Annotated in this window: 13 protein-coding genes; 8 read left to right on the forward strand and 5 right to left on the reverse strand. The window is 59.6% G+C overall.

Going from position 1 to position 15,124, the window contains the following annotated elements; translation table 11 throughout:
• The first annotated feature begins 2 nt into the window (after positions 1 to 2).
• The 5 genes from nirB to cysG are packed head-to-tail and all read left to right on the forward strand — an operon-like array spanning position 3 to position 7,724.
• A complete protein-coding gene (nirB, locus tag K3759_RS19040; protein ID WP_259986553.1) occupies positions 3 to 2,432 on the forward strand; it encodes a nitrite reductase large subunit NirB in 2,430 nt (809 codons plus the stop codon).
• Positions 2,429 to 2,758: a nitrite reductase small subunit NirD gene (nirD, locus tag K3759_RS19045; protein ID WP_259986554.1), complete on the forward strand. Its 330-nt coding sequence runs from the start codon at positions 2,429 to 2,431 to the stop codon at positions 2,756 to 2,758. The genes nirB and nirD overlap by 4 nt, the downstream gene beginning before the upstream one ends.
• Positions 2,758 to 5,388 (forward strand): nitrate reductase, encoded by a 2,631-nt coding sequence (locus tag K3759_RS19050; protein ID WP_259986599.1) that lies wholly within the window; start codon positions 2,758 to 2,760, stop codon positions 5,386 to 5,388. The genes nirD and K3759_RS19050 overlap by 1 nt, the downstream gene beginning before the upstream one ends.
• A complete protein-coding gene (locus K3759_RS19055) occupies positions 5,385 to 6,287 on the forward strand; it encodes a glycosyl transferase family protein (RefSeq protein WP_259986555.1) in 903 nt (300 codons plus the stop codon). Before K3759_RS19050 ends, K3759_RS19055 begins: the two co-directional genes overlap by 4 nt.
• 12 nt (positions 6,288 to 6,299) lie before the next feature.
• Positions 6,300 to 7,724 (forward strand): siroheme synthase CysG, encoded by a 1,425-nt coding sequence (cysG, locus tag K3759_RS19060; protein ID WP_259986556.1) that lies wholly within the window; start codon positions 6,300 to 6,302, stop codon positions 7,722 to 7,724.
• A gap of 253 nt (positions 7,725 to 7,977) precedes the next feature.
• Here cysG and K3759_RS19065 read toward each other — a convergent pair whose 3' ends face one another.
• Positions 7,978 to 8,736, reverse strand: coding sequence for a class I SAM-dependent methyltransferase (locus K3759_RS19065; RefSeq protein WP_259986558.1), 759 nt, complete (start codon positions 8,734 to 8,736; stop codon positions 7,978 to 7,980).
• A 121-nt stretch (positions 8,737 to 8,857) separates the two neighbouring features.
• Between K3759_RS19065 and K3759_RS19070 the strand changes: the two genes are divergently transcribed.
• Genes K3759_RS19070 through K3759_RS19080 form a run of 3 tightly spaced genes read left to right on the forward strand, consistent with a single transcriptional unit; the run spans position 8,858 to position 11,877 of the window.
• Positions 8,858 to 9,994, forward strand: coding sequence for an ABC transporter substrate-binding protein (locus K3759_RS19070; RefSeq protein WP_259986560.1), 1,137 nt, complete (start codon positions 8,858 to 8,860; stop codon positions 9,992 to 9,994).
• Between the two features lie 60 nt (positions 9,995 to 10,054).
• The gene (locus K3759_RS19075) at positions 10,055 to 11,122 is read left to right on the forward strand and encodes an iron ABC transporter permease (protein ID WP_259986561.1); all 1,068 of its coding nucleotides are present in this window, start codon (positions 10,055 to 10,057) and stop codon (positions 11,120 to 11,122) included.
• Positions 11,116 to 11,877, forward strand: a complete 762-nt coding sequence (locus K3759_RS19080; RefSeq protein ID WP_259986562.1) for an ABC transporter ATP-binding protein — start codon at positions 11,116 to 11,118, stop codon at positions 11,875 to 11,877. The genes K3759_RS19075 and K3759_RS19080 overlap by 7 nt, the downstream gene beginning before the upstream one ends.
• Positions 11,878 to 11,965: 88 nt before the next feature.
• On the opposite strand, the gene aroQ is transcribed toward K3759_RS19080, so the two are convergent.
• The 4 genes from aroQ to K3759_RS19100 are packed head-to-tail and all read right to left on the reverse strand — an operon-like array spanning position 11,966 to position 15,118.
• On the reverse strand, positions 11,966 to 12,418 hold the full coding sequence (aroQ, locus tag K3759_RS19085) for a type II 3-dehydroquinate dehydratase (protein WP_259986563.1): 453 nt from the start codon (positions 12,416 to 12,418) through the stop codon (positions 11,966 to 11,968).
• On the reverse strand, positions 12,415 to 13,476 hold the full coding sequence (locus K3759_RS19090) for a 3-carboxy-cis,cis-muconate cycloisomerase (RefSeq protein ID WP_259986564.1): 1,062 nt from the start codon (positions 13,474 to 13,476) through the stop codon (positions 12,415 to 12,417). The genes aroQ and K3759_RS19090 overlap by 4 nt, the downstream gene beginning before the upstream one ends.
• Positions 13,473 to 14,252 (reverse strand): 3-oxoadipate enol-lactonase, encoded by a 780-nt coding sequence (gene pcaD, locus K3759_RS19095; RefSeq protein WP_259986565.1) that lies wholly within the window; start codon positions 14,250 to 14,252, stop codon positions 13,473 to 13,475. Before pcaD ends, K3759_RS19090 begins: the two co-directional genes overlap by 4 nt.
• Entirely contained in the window at positions 14,249 to 15,118 is an 870-nt protein-coding gene (locus K3759_RS19100; RefSeq protein ID WP_259986566.1) for a 3-keto-5-aminohexanoate cleavage protein, read from the reverse strand. Before K3759_RS19100 ends, pcaD begins: the two co-directional genes overlap by 4 nt.
• Positions 15,119 to 15,124: the final 6 nt, after the last annotated feature.

Here is a 15,124-nt window from a genome sequence, read left to right on the forward strand (position 1 = left end):
CCATGAAACAAAGACTGGTCATCATCGGCGCTGGCATGGCATCGGGCCGCGTCATCGAACATCTGGTTGAGACCGATCCAGATGCCTTTGACATCACCCTGTTCAACGCGGAGGCGCGGGGGAATTACAATCGCATCATGCTGAGCCCGGTGCTCTCGGGCGAAAAGACCTATGAGGAAATCGTCACCCATGACAGCGATTGGTATGCCACACAGGGTGTGACCTGTCGCTTTGGTGAGCCTGTGTCTGGCATCGATCCGACGATGAAGGTGGTCTCCGGTCAGAATGGCCATCTTCCATATGACAAGCTGATCATCGCCACCGGCTCTGCGCCCTTCATCATTCCGGTTCCCGGCAAAGACCTGCCGGGCGTCGTCACCTATCGTGATTTGGACGATACCAATGCGATGATAAGCGCGGCGGGGAAGGGCGGCAAAGCCGTGGTCATCGGCGGTGGGCTTTTAGGGTTGGAGGCCGCAGCCGGCCTTGCCGAACGTGGAATGGAGGTCACGGTGGTGCATCTGATGGGCCACCTTATGGAGCGGCAATTGGATGAGGCGGCAGGTTACCTGTTGCGCAAGGACCTCGAGGGGCGCGGCATCAGCATCCGCACGCAGGCCTCAACCAAGGCGATCATCGGCGCGGAACGGGCCGAGGCCGTCGTGCTGGAAGACGGCGAAACCCTGCCAGCCGATCTGGTGGTCATGGCCGTTGGCATCCGGCCCGAAACCCGGCTCGCGACCGACGCGGGGCTGACGGTCGCGCGGGGCATCGAGGTGAATGCGCAGATGCAGACGTCGGACCCAGATATCTTTGCCGTGGGCGAATGCGTGGAGTTTGACGGGCAGCTTTTCGGGCTTGTGGCGCCGCTTTATGATCAGGCCAAGGTTCTGGCGCGGAGCCTGCTAGACGGGGTCGATGCTTTCATCGCGAAGGATACTGCCACCAAGCTGAAAGTAACCGGCTGCGATCTGTTCAGCGCGGGTGACTTTGCTGAAGGGGAAGGGCGTGAAGATATCGTGCTGCGTGACCCTGCACGGGGCATCTACAAACGGCTGGTGATTGAGGGAGACCGATTGATTGGCGCGGTGATGTACGGCGACACAGCAGATGGCAATTGGTTCTTCCAGTTGATCAAAGACGGCACCGATATCGACGAAATGCGCGAGACGCTCATATTCGGTCCGGCATTTCAGGGGGGCGATACCTCGGACCCGCTCTCAGCCGTTGCAGCATTGCCGCGTGACGCGGAAATTTGCGGCTGCAACGGCATTTGCAAAGGCACCATCACCGACGCCATCGCAAGCGGCGCGACTGATTTGGCCGCGATCAAGGCCGCGACCAAGGCCAGTGCGTCCTGCGGGACCTGCACAGGGCTGGTCGAACAGGTCTTGCAGGTCACACTGGGTGATGACTTCGTCATGCCGACCGCCCAGCCCATCTGCCCCTGCTGTGACCTAACCAATGAGGACATCCGCCTGCTGATCAAATCGCAGGAGTTGAAGTCTAAAGAGGCCGTTTGGCAGGAGTTGGGCTGGAAAACCCGCAACGGCTGTCACATTTGCCGCCCTGCAGTGAACTTCTATCTGCTGGCCGATTGGCCCCTAGAGTATCAAGACGACCCGCAGAGCCGTTTCGTGAATGAACGCAAACACGCGAATATTCAAAAAGACGGCACTTTCAGCGTCGTGCCGCGCATGTGGGGCGGGATCACCAACCCGGCCGAATTGCGCGCCATTGCCGATGCCGCCGACAAATACGATGTGCCGACGGTCAAGGTCACAGGCGGTCAGCGCATTGATCTGTTGGGCGTGAAGGGCGAAGACCTGCCCTATATCTGGGCCGATCTGAACAAGGCGGGGCTCGTCTCGGGCCATGCTTATTCAAAAGGGCTGCGCACGGTGAAAACCTGTGTCGGCACCGACCACTGCCGTTTTGGCACGCAGGACAGCACCGGCCTCGGCATCAAGCTGGAACAGGCGCTCTGGGGGTCATGGACGCCGCACAAAGTCAAGCTGGGTGTCTCCGGCTGCCCGCGTAACTGTGCCGAAGCCACCTGCAAGGATGTTGGGATCATCTGCGTCGACAGCGGCTATCAGGTGAGCGTTGCCGGCGCAGCGGGGATGGACGTCAAAGAGACCGAGCGCCTTTGTGATGTCGGCACCGAGCAAGAGGCGATTGATGTGACGATTGCCTTTGTCCAACTTTACCGTGAGCACGCCAAATACCTCGACCGCGCCTATAAATGGGTCGCCAAGGTTGGGCTCGATTGGGTGCAGGCCCGCATCGCCGACCCCGAGGAACGCGCACGGCTGATCGCGGCATTCGAGCTCAGCCAATCCATCTATCGCAAAGACCCCTGGGCCGAGCACGCCAAAACGGCAGAGCGGTACCAGCCCCTCGCCAATCTGACACTGGAGGCCGCGGAATGAACTGGATCGACATCGGCGCGATAGACGACATTCCCCTGCGCGGTGCGCGCAAGATCAAGACGGCACTTGGCTGCGTGGCCCTTTTCCGCACCGGCGAGGCGGAGGTTTTCGCTACCACCGATAGCTGCCCGCACAAGGGTGGACCGCTGTCTGAAGGGATCGTTCATGGTCAATCCGTCACTTGCCCGCTGCACAACTGGGTGTTCGACCTGAACACCGGGCAGGCGCAGGGCGAAAAGGGGGTCATCTCCACATATCCTGCGCGGGTAGAGGCTGGGCGCATCCTGATCGATGCGACCAAGCTTGCAAGTCGGAGTGCCGCGTGATGGACGGCTCCGCCATGCCAGAGGTGCGCTCGACCTGTCCCTATTGCGGCGTGGGCTGTGGCGTGCTGCTGCGTGCGAATGGGGCGGGCGGTTTGAATGTGCGCGGCGATCCTGATCACCCAGCGAACCGTGGGCGGCTCTGCTCCAAAGGGGCGGCACTGGGGGAGACCGTGGGTCTGGGAAACCGCCTGCTGGCCCCCCGCGTTGATGGGCAGGAGGCGGGCTGGGACTGGACCTTGCAGCATGTCGCCGACCGGTTCTCGCAAACCATCGCGCAGCACGGCCCAGATAGCGTCGCCTTTTATGTCTCTGGCCAGATGCTGACAGAGGATTACTACGTCGCCAACAAGCTGATGAAAGGCTTCATCGGGTCGGCCAATATCGACACGAATTCCCGGCTCTGCATGGCCTCATCGGTTGCCGGTCACAAGCGCGCCTTTGGCAGCGACACCGTGCCCGGCACCTATGAAGACATCGACGAGGCCGATCTTGTTGTGCTTGTGGGGTCGAACCTCGCTTGGTGTCATCCTGTACTGTACCAACGCCTACTGGGAGCACGCGCAACCCGTGGGACCAAGATTGTGGTGATCGACCCCCGCCGGACCGCGAGCTGTGATGGCGCCGATATGCATCTGGCCTTGCAACCCGGCTCAGATGTGGCGCTTTTCAATAGGCTTTTTAGCGAGATCTATGATGGCGGTGCCTGTGATGCGGATTTTCTGCGCCATACCAGCGGCTATGATGAAACCCTGCACAGGGCTCGTATCGAAAGCGGGGCCGCAACCGGGCTGAGCGACGCGGAAATAGTCGCTTTCTGCCGCCTCTGGATGCAGCATGAGAAGGTCGTGACGATCTACTCGCAGGGCGTGAACCAGTCGACCAGCGGGTCCGACAAGGTCAATGCGATCCTGAATTGCCACCTCGCGACTGGTCGGATTGGCAAGCCCGGTTGCGGCCCATTCTCGGTGACCGGACAGCCTAATGCGATGGGCGGGCGCGAGGTCGGTGGGCTGGCCAATATGTTGGCCTGTCACTTGGATCTTGAGAATGCCGATCACAGTGCTGCCGTGCGTGATTTCTGGGGCGTGCCCTCGCTACCCGATAAGCCGGGGCTCAAAGCTGTCGACATGTTTCAAGCGGTGGGCGACGGGCGGATCAAAGCGCTGTGGATCATTCACACCAATCCCGCCGTCTCCATGCCCGAAGCCGATGCTGTGCGGGATGCAATTTCCGAATGCCCCTTCGTCGTTGTCAGCGACATTACCGATCAGACCGACACGGCGCGGCTGGCCGACGTGCTTTTGCCCGCCACTGCATGGGCTGAAAAGGACGGCACCGTCACCAATTCCGACCGTACCATCAGCCGCCAGCGCAGCGTACTGCCCGCACCCGGCCAAGCCCGCCCGGATTGGCATATTCAGACCGAGGTGGGGCGGCGGATGGGGTTCGAAACGGGATTTCATTTTGACGGCGTAGCAGAGATTTTTCGCGAATATGCAGCCCTTTCAGGTATTGCGGGACGGTTCGGACGGGATTTCGATATCTCGGGTTTGGCCAAGATCACGGACCAGCAATATGATGATTTCGCCCCGCAGCGCTGGCCAATCACCGCTGCGCGCCAAGGCGGGCGGTTCTTTGCGGATGGGCAGTTCTTTCACCCAGATGGCAGGGCGCGTTTGCTGCCCGTATCGTGGCGGCCGCCAGCGGCCCGGACGACGCGGCGTTATCCGTTTCGTTTGAACACAGGCCGCGTGCGGGACCAATGGCACACGATGACCCGCACCGGCCAAAGCCCGCGATTGTCGGCCCATCTGGCGGAACCCTTTCTCGAAATTCACCCCGAAGATGCCACGGTATTGGGCATTCACCCCTCCGATCTGGTAGAGGTCTCCAGCCCCACGGGTGTCAGCATCCTGCGCGCGCGGATCACCGATGCTGTGCAGACAGGGCAGGTCTTTGCCCCAATGCACTGGACAGCAGAGACAGCCCCCTCTGCCCGGATCGACGCGCTGATCGCGGCGGCCTGCGATCCGGTTTCCGGCCAGCCCGAAAGCAAGGCGGGCGTTGTTGACCTGCGCCGGTTCGATGCCGGTTGGTACGGTTTTGCCGTCGCACAAAAACCTATGCACTTGACCGCCGACTACTGGGCCTTGGCGCGGACATCGCGCGGGTTTCGCGCCGAGTTGGCTGGCCGCCTGCAGCCTGACGATTGGGAGGCCGAGGCAAGGCGGCTTTTTGATGCGCCGACTGCTGTGCTGACCACGATCATAGATGCGCGCCGCGGCTCTGCACGGATCGCGGCTCACGCCGACGGGGTGCTTTTGGGCGCGCTCTTTGTGTCGCCAACCCCTGTCGCGATCATGCGTGATTACCTCGTGACATTGCCCGGCACCCGCGCGGCTGGCGCGTTAACGGGACGCCCTGCAGCCGACGCCCCGAACCCCGGACCAACCTTGTGTTCCTGCTTTGGCGTGGGGATCAACACCATACTTGAAGCGATCGAAACGCGCGGTCTGATGTCAGTCGAAAGTATCGGCGAAGCACTGGGGGCTGGGACTAACTGCGGTTCTTGCCGCCCGGAAATCGCGGAACTGTTGAACAATCTTTTAACCCGTGAGGCCGCAGAATGAGCTTGTCAGCCCATGTTCGTACGCTGGGGCGCGGGCCCGGGCGGTCACGGTCCTTAACGCAGGAGGAAGCCTTTGATGCCATGTCCTCCATGTTGCGGGGGGATGCAGATGCCGAAGCTGTGGGCGCGCTTTTGATGCTCTTGCGAATGAAAGGCGAGACTGCGCCCGAGATTGCCGGGTTTGCCGCCGCGGCGCAGGCGCATATGCCCGCCTTGCCGCCCGTCGATCTGGATTGGCCCAGCTATGCCGCCGGCCGCACACGCGGTGCGCCGTGGTTCCTGCTGTCGGCGCAGGAGGTCGCGCAGGCGGGCCACCGCGTCTTGTTGCATGGCTGGAACGGCGCCGATGCACAGGTGCGGGACGGCTTAGCCGTTGCGGGGATCGGGGTTGGAGACTGCGCTGACGAAATTGCACGGCTGCTTGATCGCGACGGTATCGCCTATTTGCCGCTGGAACGTGCACATCCCGCTCTGTTCCGGCTGTTGGATTTGCGGCGGGTTTTTGGATTGCGGTCCTGCGTCAACACCGTCTGCCGCATGCTGAACCCGGGCGCTGCGTCGGCCTGTGTGCAGGGTGTGTTTCACCCGTCCTATCGCCTCTTGCAGGCCGACGCGGCAGCGCTTTTGGGGCTGAACGGCCTGACCGTAATCAAGGGCGGCGGCGGAGAGTTCGAACGCCACCCTTCAAAAGAGATTGCGGCCTTCGGATTGCGGCAGGGGCATAGCTGGGAGGCGACCTTTCCAGCGCTTTGTGATGAAACCCGCCGTCTGTCTTCTGATACAGCCCGCACGTGGGCGCACCAAACGCCGACCGCATTCGAGGCTGAAATCATCACCGGCACCAAAGCACTTGCGCTTGATACGCTGGGTATTCCCGACACCACCGAGCAGGCCGCCTGACAGGAGATTGCCATGAAATCTTTTCCAATGTTCATCCGTACGACGGGCCGCCGGGTTGTTATCGTCGGCGGCGGAGAGCAGGCGGCACAGAAGGCGCGATTGCTCCTGAAAACCGACGCTGAACTGGTTCTGGTGGCCCCGGCGCTCGATGCGGAACTGGCTGATCTGGTGAACAGCGGGCGGGCAGGGCAGATCTCAGAGCTATCGCGGGCGGTGTTTGAGGACGCGGTCATGGCCTTTGTCGGCACCGGCTGCCCCGCGCTGGATGCAGCGGCGCATGCGCTCGCCAAGGCGGCACGCTGCCCGGTGAATGTGGTCGACCAGCCCGACCTTTGCGACATGACCACGCCCGCCATCGTGGACCGAGACCCCATCGTCGTAGCGATCGGGAGCGAAGGCACCGCACCTGTATTAACGCGCGAGATTAAGACCAAGATTGAGCGATTTCTGCCGCAGAACATTGGTGGCCTCGCTGCCTTTGCCGGGCGGCTCAGACCCAGTGTCGCAGGCAATATTCCCTTGGCACAGCGCCGCGCCTTTTGGGCTTGGGTCTTCAAGGGGACTCCACGCAGACAATGGGTACGAGGGGCCGAACGCGACGCCGCGCGTGACATTAAAGCTGCCATTGCCAGCGGCGGCACCACCGGGGAGAATATCGGCCAGATCACCTTGGTCGGCGCTGGCCCCGGCGCGCGCGACCTGTTGACCCTGCGCGCGGTCGAAAGGCTTCAGGAAGCGGATGTAATCTTTTACGACAGGTTGGTCGATGCAGAGGTTCTGGAATTGGCCCGCCGTGACGCTGAGCGCGTGTTCGTCGGCAAACACGTCGGCGCCCATCGCTGGCCGCAGGATCGGATCAACAGCATGGTCGTCTCCGAGGCGAAGAAGGGGCGTCGCGTTGTGCGGTTGAAATCCGGAGATCCCGGGGTGTTTGGACGCGCTGCCGAGGAAGTGGAGGCCGCGCGTGACGCCGGTATTCCAATCGAAATCGTGCCCGGTGTGACTGCCGCCTGTGCTGCCGCAGCCGGGCTTACCCGCAGCCTGACAGAGCGGGGTGTCACCAATACCCTTGTGCTGGCGACAGGCACCGGCAGGGCCGAAGACCCATTGCCCGACAGCATCCGCCTGTCCGGTCCCGGCACCACCACAGCGCTTTATATGTCGGTCTCTCAAGCCAGCCGACTGTCCGACCTGTGGATGCAACAAGGGATGCCGCCGGACTGCTCGGTGGATATTTGTGTTGAGGTAACCAAACAAGGCCAACGGTATTTAGAAGCGACTGTCGCTACGATGGCAAATGTTTTGCGGGAACATCTCGTGACGGGCAGTGCGATCCTCCTCGTCACGTGGCCTTCTGAAAAAGGTGTAACATCAGCGATGCAGACATTCGAAACGGGTCTGAGCCTTCAAACTGAAACTGTAGCGAAAAGAGCTTGATGTGAGCGATATCCGAACTAAGCGCCGTTTGCGCGGATAGTAGGGACCGATGCTGTAACCGGTCCCCCCCCCCGACATCACTCTGGCATCAAGGTGGGTCATGTTTGATCCAATTAGGAGGACGATTATCTCAATGCTTGTTACTGTTGGCTAAGTTAGAAGTCGGCAATTTGTCGTGGTTGTTATTGCAAAGGACGCTTTTTCGGCACTCGACCGTTGTCAAGGACCTAACCGCGGACCACATAAGAATTGATCATATATCCTGCGGCTTGATCGCGCTGATCGCATATCGATGTTCCAAGCGGCGCAAAACCGATTTTCGCCACCCAAGCTGGGCCGACTGCGCGCGGTGGATTTGTGCGAGATCCGTGTTGATTCTTACACGATCGAATCCAGCGGCATTCAGCATTGCTGCCACAAGACCGGCCCGTGCCCCTGCACTGAAATGCACTCGCGCCAGAATTTCATTGTGACGGACGACCTGAGGGGAAATGGCGGCCCTGTTTGTGCCGCTTCGCAATAATCGTTTGGCGATCCGGCTTAAAAGGCTTTGCGAAACGAAATCTCCATCCACGATCAATAATGTTCCGCCAGGTTTTAATACGCGAAACCATTCGGCAAAGGCAGCTTTGGGATCGACCAGCGTCCAGACCAAATGGCGGGTGACAATCACGTCCATGCTTGCCGATAGCAGCGTTGTGCGTTCGGCATCGGCTTGCAGAAAGGTCACATCCGGCATTTTGCTGCGTGCGCGGTCCAACATCGGCACGGACCAATCCAGTCCAGTCACCGCAAAGCCCAAACTCTGACACAAGCGCGCAATCTCTCCGGTGCCAGATGCAAGATCAAGAAGCGCACGTCCGTCGGCATCACCCAGATGACGCCGGAATAAGGCCTGCCATGCAGCCATGTCAGCATCTATGCGGTGTCCAGGTTCATCGTCAAAGGTAGTGGCGCGCTCAGACCAATAGTCGCGGATATCATCGCGCAAGTCTCTGTTGCTGGTTGTCATGAGGCAGTCCCCTGTCTGATCGGCGCTTTCTATATAGATGACTGAAACTGTCAAGTTGGTAGTTGACTAAAACAGTCGGGAAACCTAGACGGGCTCCGAGACACTTCATTAGGAGCATCCGATGACCTTTCGTCCCTACTTTGGCGCCGCTGCGCTGAGCCTTCTCGCAGCCAGCCTTGCGCAAGCCGACCCAATTACTTTGACTGACATTGCGGGTCGAGAGGTCACGGTCGATGCACCAGTCGAACGCGTGATTTTGGGCGAAGGTCGGCAGGTCTTTTTCACCGCCGTTCTGGACAGCGAAGACCCATTCGAACGTGTGGTTGGCTGGCGCGACGATTTCGAGGAAGCCTCGCCGGAGACATACGATATCTACGCGCGGAAGTTCCCACACATGAAGGATATCCCGACCTTCGGCGGGTTCAAAGACGGATCGTTCGACATCGAACAGGCTGTGTCTTTGAACCCTGATGTGATGATCATGAACCTCGAATCCAAAGCTGCGACCGACGAGGCAGGCTACGAGGAGAAGCTGGCCAAGGTCGGCATCCCTATCGTCTATGTGGACTTTCGTGAAAAGCCTTTCGAGCACACGTCGCAGTCCATGCAGATCATCGGGCAACTGTTCGGCAAGGAAGAGAGAGCCGAGGAATTTGGCACCTTCTATAGTGAGGAGATTGCTCGCGTCACCGATGTCATCGCAGATCAAAAGGACTTTGACCGCCCGCTGGTCTTCGTCGAACGCGCCGGGGGCTATACTGAAGATTGCTGCATGTCCTTCGGGGACGGCAACTTTGGTCGCTTCGTGGAACTGGCGGGAGGCACCAACATGGCGTCCGAATTCATTCCCGGGACCTTTGGCACAGTGAACGCCGAGCAAGTCATCGCGTCGGATCCGGATCAGGTTGTCGTTACCGGCGGCAACTGGGAGGCATATGTGCCCGGTGGAGCGTGGATTGGTATGGGGCCCGGCTCGGACATGGTTGAGGCCAAGCGCAAGTTGACCGCCTTAATGGACCGCCCCGCATATACAGGCATAAAGGCTGTAAAAGACGGTCAGGTTCACGGCATCTGGCACCAGTTCTACAACTCGCCTTACAGCTTTATTGCAGTGCAGCGGCTGGCCACGTGGCTCCACCCCGAACTATTCCCCGATCTTGATCCCGAAGTGACGCTGAAAGAACTGCACACACGCTTTCTACCAGTGGACTACAGCCCGGGTTATTGGGTCTCACTGAGCGACACCACGACCAACTAAGCCTGTACGCATCTGACCATGGCGGCCCTTTAAGGGCCGCCAATTGCTATTGGAGCCGCCATGACGACCGCAGAATTACACACCCCTGAAACCGCGAGCGGGCAAAGCTATCGCGGGCTCGTGGCACGCCGCATTGTGATCCTTGCGGGGTTGACTGTGGCGCTGGTGCTGTCGGTGACGGTGGACGTGTCATTGGGGCCTGCACGCTATGCCCTGTGGGATGTGCTGCAAACAATCCTTTCGCCCCAAGCGGCAGATTTGCAAATGCGCGTTGTGATCTGGGACATCCGCATGCCTATGGCGCTGCTCGCAGTGACTGTTGGGGCAAGCCTTTCGCTGGCCGGTGCGCAAATGCAGACAATTCTGGCTAACCCGCTGGCCAGCCCGTTTACTTTGGGCCTATCGGCGGCGGCAAGCTTCGGAGCTGCGCTGGCGATGGTGCTGGGCGTGGCGCTGTTTCCCGGTGCTGTGGCGTTGATGGTGCCAATCAACGCCTTTGCGATGGCGATGGCCGCGTCGATGTTGATCTTCGGCCTTTCGACACTGCGGGGTGTGACGACAGAAACCATCATCCTGCTGGGCATCGCGTTGGTGTTTTCCTTCAACGCGGCACTGGCGCTACTTCAATATTTTGCTTCCGAGCAAGCGCTGTCGGCTGTGGTTTTCTGGACCATGGGCAGCCTGACCAAAGCCACATGGGGAAAAGTCGCGATCACAGCGATCATCCTTGCAGTTTGCACGCCGCTGTTTGCCCGCCGCGCCTGGGCGCTGACGGCGATACGGCTGGGCGAGGTGCGCGCCGCCGCCATGGGCGTGCCGGTAAAACGACTGCGCCTTGAAGCGCTGGTGCTGGTCTCGATCCTTGCAGCAGTGCCGGTCAGTTTTGTCGGCACTATCGGCTTTATCGGCATTGTTGGACCGCATGTGGCGCGGCTGTTGCTAGGTGAGGATCAACGCTTTTTCCTGCCTGGCGCGATGCTGTCGGGGGCAGTAATCCTGTCGGCCACGTCGGTTCTTTCCAAGGCGATCCTGCCGGGTGCCGTGCTGCCCATCGGTATCATCACGGCCCTTGTAGGCGTTCCTTTTTTTGCAGCCCTAATCCTGACGAAAGGACGCAAGTCATGGTAAGTCTGGCACTGGACAACATCGGGGCGCGCTATGGGCGGCGACAAATCCTTACCGACGTCACTGCCCGCTTTCAAGGCGGTGCATTGACAGCTTTGGTGGGGGCAAACGCCGCAGGGAAATCGACGCTGTTCCGACGCATTGCAGGTCATCTGCGCGGTACTGGTGCCGTCCGGCTGGAAGGCGCCGAAAGTGAGGACTTACGCTACATGCCCCAAGATACGGGTATGACCGCTGCCCTCACAGTCTATGAATCCATCATACTGGCATTGAAACAGCACAATGGCGGCTGGCGATTAAATGCCGAGGAAATGAGCGCTGTGGATGAGACTGTGCGCCGCTTTAACATTACTCACCTCGCGGACCAGCAGCTATCCGAACTATCCGGGGGGCAGCGTCAGGCAGTTTCAATCGCACAGACACTGGTGAGCCGTCCCAGTGTGGTACTCATGGACGAGCCGACATCGGCGCTTGACTTAAATCGTCAGTACGAAGTTTTGGAATCGCTGCGCTTTTATGCCGAGGAAACTGGCGCTGTAATGATCCTAGCGCTGCACGACCTCAATCAGGTGATGCGTTGCTGCACCTCGACGATGGCACTGGGTGAAGGCTACACCCTTGCATTTGGTCCGACCCTCGAAGTCTTAACACCCGATCTCATCCGCCGCCTTTACGGCATCGACAGTCGCGTCGAACGCTGTTCACGCGGCTGCCCCATGATGATCGTGGATGGACCAGCCGCCCTGCACGCTATTTGAAGGCACGCGCTATGCCCAGAAACCGGCAGTGCCAATTGAGCCGAGGTAGCCCGCCAATAGCTGCGTATTCTGGGATCCAGAAGCTCGTTCACCTAATCAATTTTGCTCTCGATAAAGAGATTGCACGAACAGCAGCAGCATAGCCTTCGATCCCCAATCCCGCTATGACGCCGGTCGCCAAACCCGATACATAGGAGTGATGCCGAAAGGCCTCCCGGCGATGTACGTTAGAAATATGGACTTCGTAGATGGGCATATCGCAACTCGCCAAAGCATCGCGGATTGCAATCGATGTATGGGTATAGGCGGCGGGGTTGATGACAATACCCACCGCCTCGGTTCTTGCCTCATGAATCATCTCTACGACTTCACCTTCATGATTACTTTGGCGAAACTGAATAGCAAAGTCATTCTCAGCAGCGACGCGCCGGCAGAGGGTCTCAACATCCTGCAGGGTTTCCGATCCATACACCTCAGGTTGCCGAGTGCCCAACAGGTTGAGATTAGGGCCGTTAAGTACATAAATATTTTGGGAATTCATTTGATGTCCTTTGAACCAACACGGGAAATGGTTCTGCAGATTTCGATTGATGCTGAGAGGCCGCGCGCTGTCGTCTGGGCCATTTGTGGGAGCACCATCCATTCCAACGCCCAAGCCGCGCCTGAGCGTTCCTGCTCATGGATAAGGCCTTGGTGCATGGCCGAAACCTGAGTGGCATTAAATCGGCCGAGCGTTACAAGCAATTCAGCTAGGATTGGGTTCTGTTTGTGAGGCATCGCAGACGAACCGCCTGCATTCAGCAGCGCAATTTCGTCGACGCCTTGTTGTGCCATGAGGCAAATGTCCTGTCCCATTTTGCCAAGCGATCCGCTGATCAGCGACAGCAGCCCAGCGTAGTCGACCACCGCGTCGCGCATTGCATGCCATGCCTTTGGCGGGTTCGCGAGACCGAGCCGTAAAGCCACTTCAGCCCCGAGAGATTCAGCATGGGGCAAAGCTGCCCGATCTCCGGCTGCGCCCCCAAGTTGAAGCCGCTCGACGCGGGGCCTGGTCTGCGTGAGCCGCTGACGATGGTCGTCTAAAGGCTGAGACCATGTTACGAACCGCTCTCGTGCCGCAATGGGCATCGCCGCCTGCATCCGGGTGCGCCCCATGATCCTCCGGCTCCCGAACCGCGCCGACAAAGCGTCTATTGCTTCCGTCAGTTCCAAAAGGCGCCGCTTCAGAAGGTTACTGTAGTCCTTCAAAGTCAGGACCAAAGCGGTATCAATCACATCCTGCGAAGTCGCGCCGCTATGTATGGCTTCACCATGAGAACCCGCGGACCCCCTGATCTGCCGGACGAGTTCGGGAACAACCACCCCGTCACGCGCTGTCGCAGAACGAAGTGCTTCCATATCGGGTTGGAAATCGTCGAAAGTACGCGCGACTTCTTTCGCGGTATCTTCAGAAATAGTGCCGACTTTGCACAGCCCCTGCGTATAGGCTCTCTCGAAGGCGATCATATGCGTCATCTGCCGCGTGGGGCCCCAAATCTCCGTGGCCTCTGCGTCGCCAAATAACCCGCTCAACCAGGGATGCTCGAAAGGGGAGGTCATGAAATCTTTTCCATCAGGTCTTCCAGCAAATCTGAGACAACCTTGGGGTTTTCAATGCAGGGTAGATGACCACAGCCGGGCACGAGGCGATAGGAGGCGTCCGGTATGATCTGCGCCAACGCCCTGACGAGTTCCGGCGGGGTCGCGCGGTCTTCACTTCCGGCGATGCAAACTGTCGGCACCGTGATCGCCCCAGCTCGCGTCGTGAGGTCACTGTCTCTGATTGCGGCGCAAACGCCGCTATAGCCAGCAGCAGATGTGCGGGCCAGCATATTGCGGTAGCCTGCCCATTCTGCCGATCGTGTCGCGTGAAAGTTTGGGCTGAACCAGCGTTCAAGAATGGCGTCCGAGAGCGCAGCGATACCGGACTTCCCAACGATTTCAATGCGCGCATTCCAGCTTCCCGCGTCACCGATCTTGGCTCCGGTGCAACATAGCATGAGCGCGCTCACCTGCCCCGGATAAGCAGCGGCAAAACCTTGAGCGATTTGGCCGCCAACGGATACACCACAGATCAGGGCAGGAGGCAGGTCAAGGTGCAGAGCAAGGGCAGCAACATCGTCGATGAGCTGGTCCATCGTAATTGGCCCATCGTCGCTCAGCCCATGGCCGCGCTTATCAAGGCAAAGCACTGGCGTTCGTGACGGCAGCCGGTCAATGACTTCGTCCCAGATCCGGAAGTCCGTACCAAGTGAGTTCAGAAACACCACAGGCACGCCGGTTCCGGGCCGATAGCGATAGTGGTGTGTTATCCCGTTGAGGGTGGCGAACATCATGGGGTGGCGGCAGAGGCGGACTTTGGCGCAGCACTCTCTCTCGTCTTCAGCCCCAATATCTCCCGCGCCTCTTGCCAAGTCGCGACAGGTCGCTCGTATTTCTTGCAAAGTGCGACGGCCCGCTTGACCAATGCGGCGTTGGAGGGCGCGAGCCTATCGCGGTCCAGCCGGACATTGTCTTCCAGGCCGGTCCGGGTGTGGCCGCCTTTGGCGATAGACCATTCGTTGATGGTCAACTGTGCAGGGCCGATACCGGCGGCGCACCATTGGGCGTCCGGTGCCAGACGTTTGAGTGTTTCGATGTAGAAGTCAAAAATCGGCTCGTCCGCAGGCATCGCATTTTTCACACCCATGACAAACTGTACATAAAGGGGCCCCTTCAACCGACCATCTTGGGCCATGCGGGTGGCTTGTACGATATGACCAAGGTCAAAGGCTTCGATCTCGGGTTTGACATCATGGGCGATCATTTCCAAGGCCAGCCAGTCGACCAAGTCGGGACTGTTTTCATAGACGCGGGTTGGAAAATTGTTCGACCCTACTGACAGCGAAGCCATGTCCGGCGACAACGATAGCATACCGCCGCGCTCCTTACCCGCGCCAGAGCGTCCCCCGGTTGAAAGTTGGACGATCATGCCCGGGCAGTGCTGTTCCAGACCTTCTTTCAGTCGCGCAAAACGGTCCGGGTCTGAGGTGGGGCGACCGTGATCGTCGCGCACGTGGCAATGGGCGATCGAGGCGCCCGCCTCAAAGGCCTCCTGAGCACTTTCGATCTGTTCGGAAATGGTGATCGGCACTGCCGGGTTGTTGTCCTTCGTCGGCAGGGACCCGGTGAGTGCCACGCAGATGATACACGGGTTGGTCATAGGGGC

The sequence above is a fragment of the Sulfitobacter sp. W027 genome (genome assembly GCF_025143985.1).
Lineage (GTDB): Bacteria > Pseudomonadota > Alphaproteobacteria > Rhodobacterales > Rhodobacteraceae > Sulfitobacter.

Excerpts from the sequence above, each read along its gene's own strand:
- pcaD (WP_259986565.1), bottom strand. The coding sequence starts at position 14,252 with ATGATGTTCGCCACCCTCAACGGGATAACACACCACTATCGCTATCGG.
- K3759_RS19075 (WP_259986561.1), top strand. The coding sequence starts at position 10,055 with ATGACGACCGCAGAATTACACACCCCTGAAACCGCGAGCGGGCAAAGC.
- aroQ (WP_259986563.1), bottom strand. The coding sequence starts at position 12,418 with ATGAATTCCCAAAATATTTATGTACTTAACGGCCCTAATCTCAACCTG.
- cysG (WP_259986556.1), top strand. The coding sequence starts at position 6,300 with ATGAAATCTTTTCCAATGTTCATCCGTACGACGGGCCGCCGGGTTGTT.
- K3759_RS19070 (WP_259986560.1), top strand. The coding sequence starts at position 8,858 with ATGACCTTTCGTCCCTACTTTGGCGCCGCTGCGCTGAGCCTTCTCGCA.
- nirB (WP_259986553.1), top strand. The coding sequence starts at position 3 with ATGAAACAAAGACTGGTCATCATCGGCGCTGGCATGGCATCGGGCCGC.
- K3759_RS19065 (WP_259986558.1), bottom strand. The coding sequence starts at position 8,736 with ATGACAACCAGCAACAGAGACTTGCGCGATGATATCCGCGACTATTGG.
- K3759_RS19080 (WP_259986562.1), top strand. The coding sequence starts at position 11,116 with ATGGTAAGTCTGGCACTGGACAACATCGGGGCGCGCTATGGGCGGCGA.
- K3759_RS19055 (WP_259986555.1), top strand. The coding sequence starts at position 5,385 with ATGAGCTTGTCAGCCCATGTTCGTACGCTGGGGCGCGGGCCCGGGCGG.
- K3759_RS19090 (WP_259986564.1), bottom strand. The coding sequence starts at position 13,476 with ATGACCTCCCCTTTCGAGCATCCCTGGTTGAGCGGGTTATTTGGCGAC.
- K3759_RS19100 (WP_259986566.1), bottom strand. The coding sequence starts at position 15,118 with ATGACCAACCCGTGTATCATCTGCGTGGCACTCACCGGGTCCCTGCCG.
- nirD (WP_259986554.1), top strand. The coding sequence starts at position 2,429 with ATGAACTGGATCGACATCGGCGCGATAGACGACATTCCCCTGCGCGGT.
- K3759_RS19050 (WP_259986599.1), top strand. The coding sequence starts at position 2,758 with ATGGACGGCTCCGCCATGCCAGAGGTGCGCTCGACCTGTCCCTATTGC.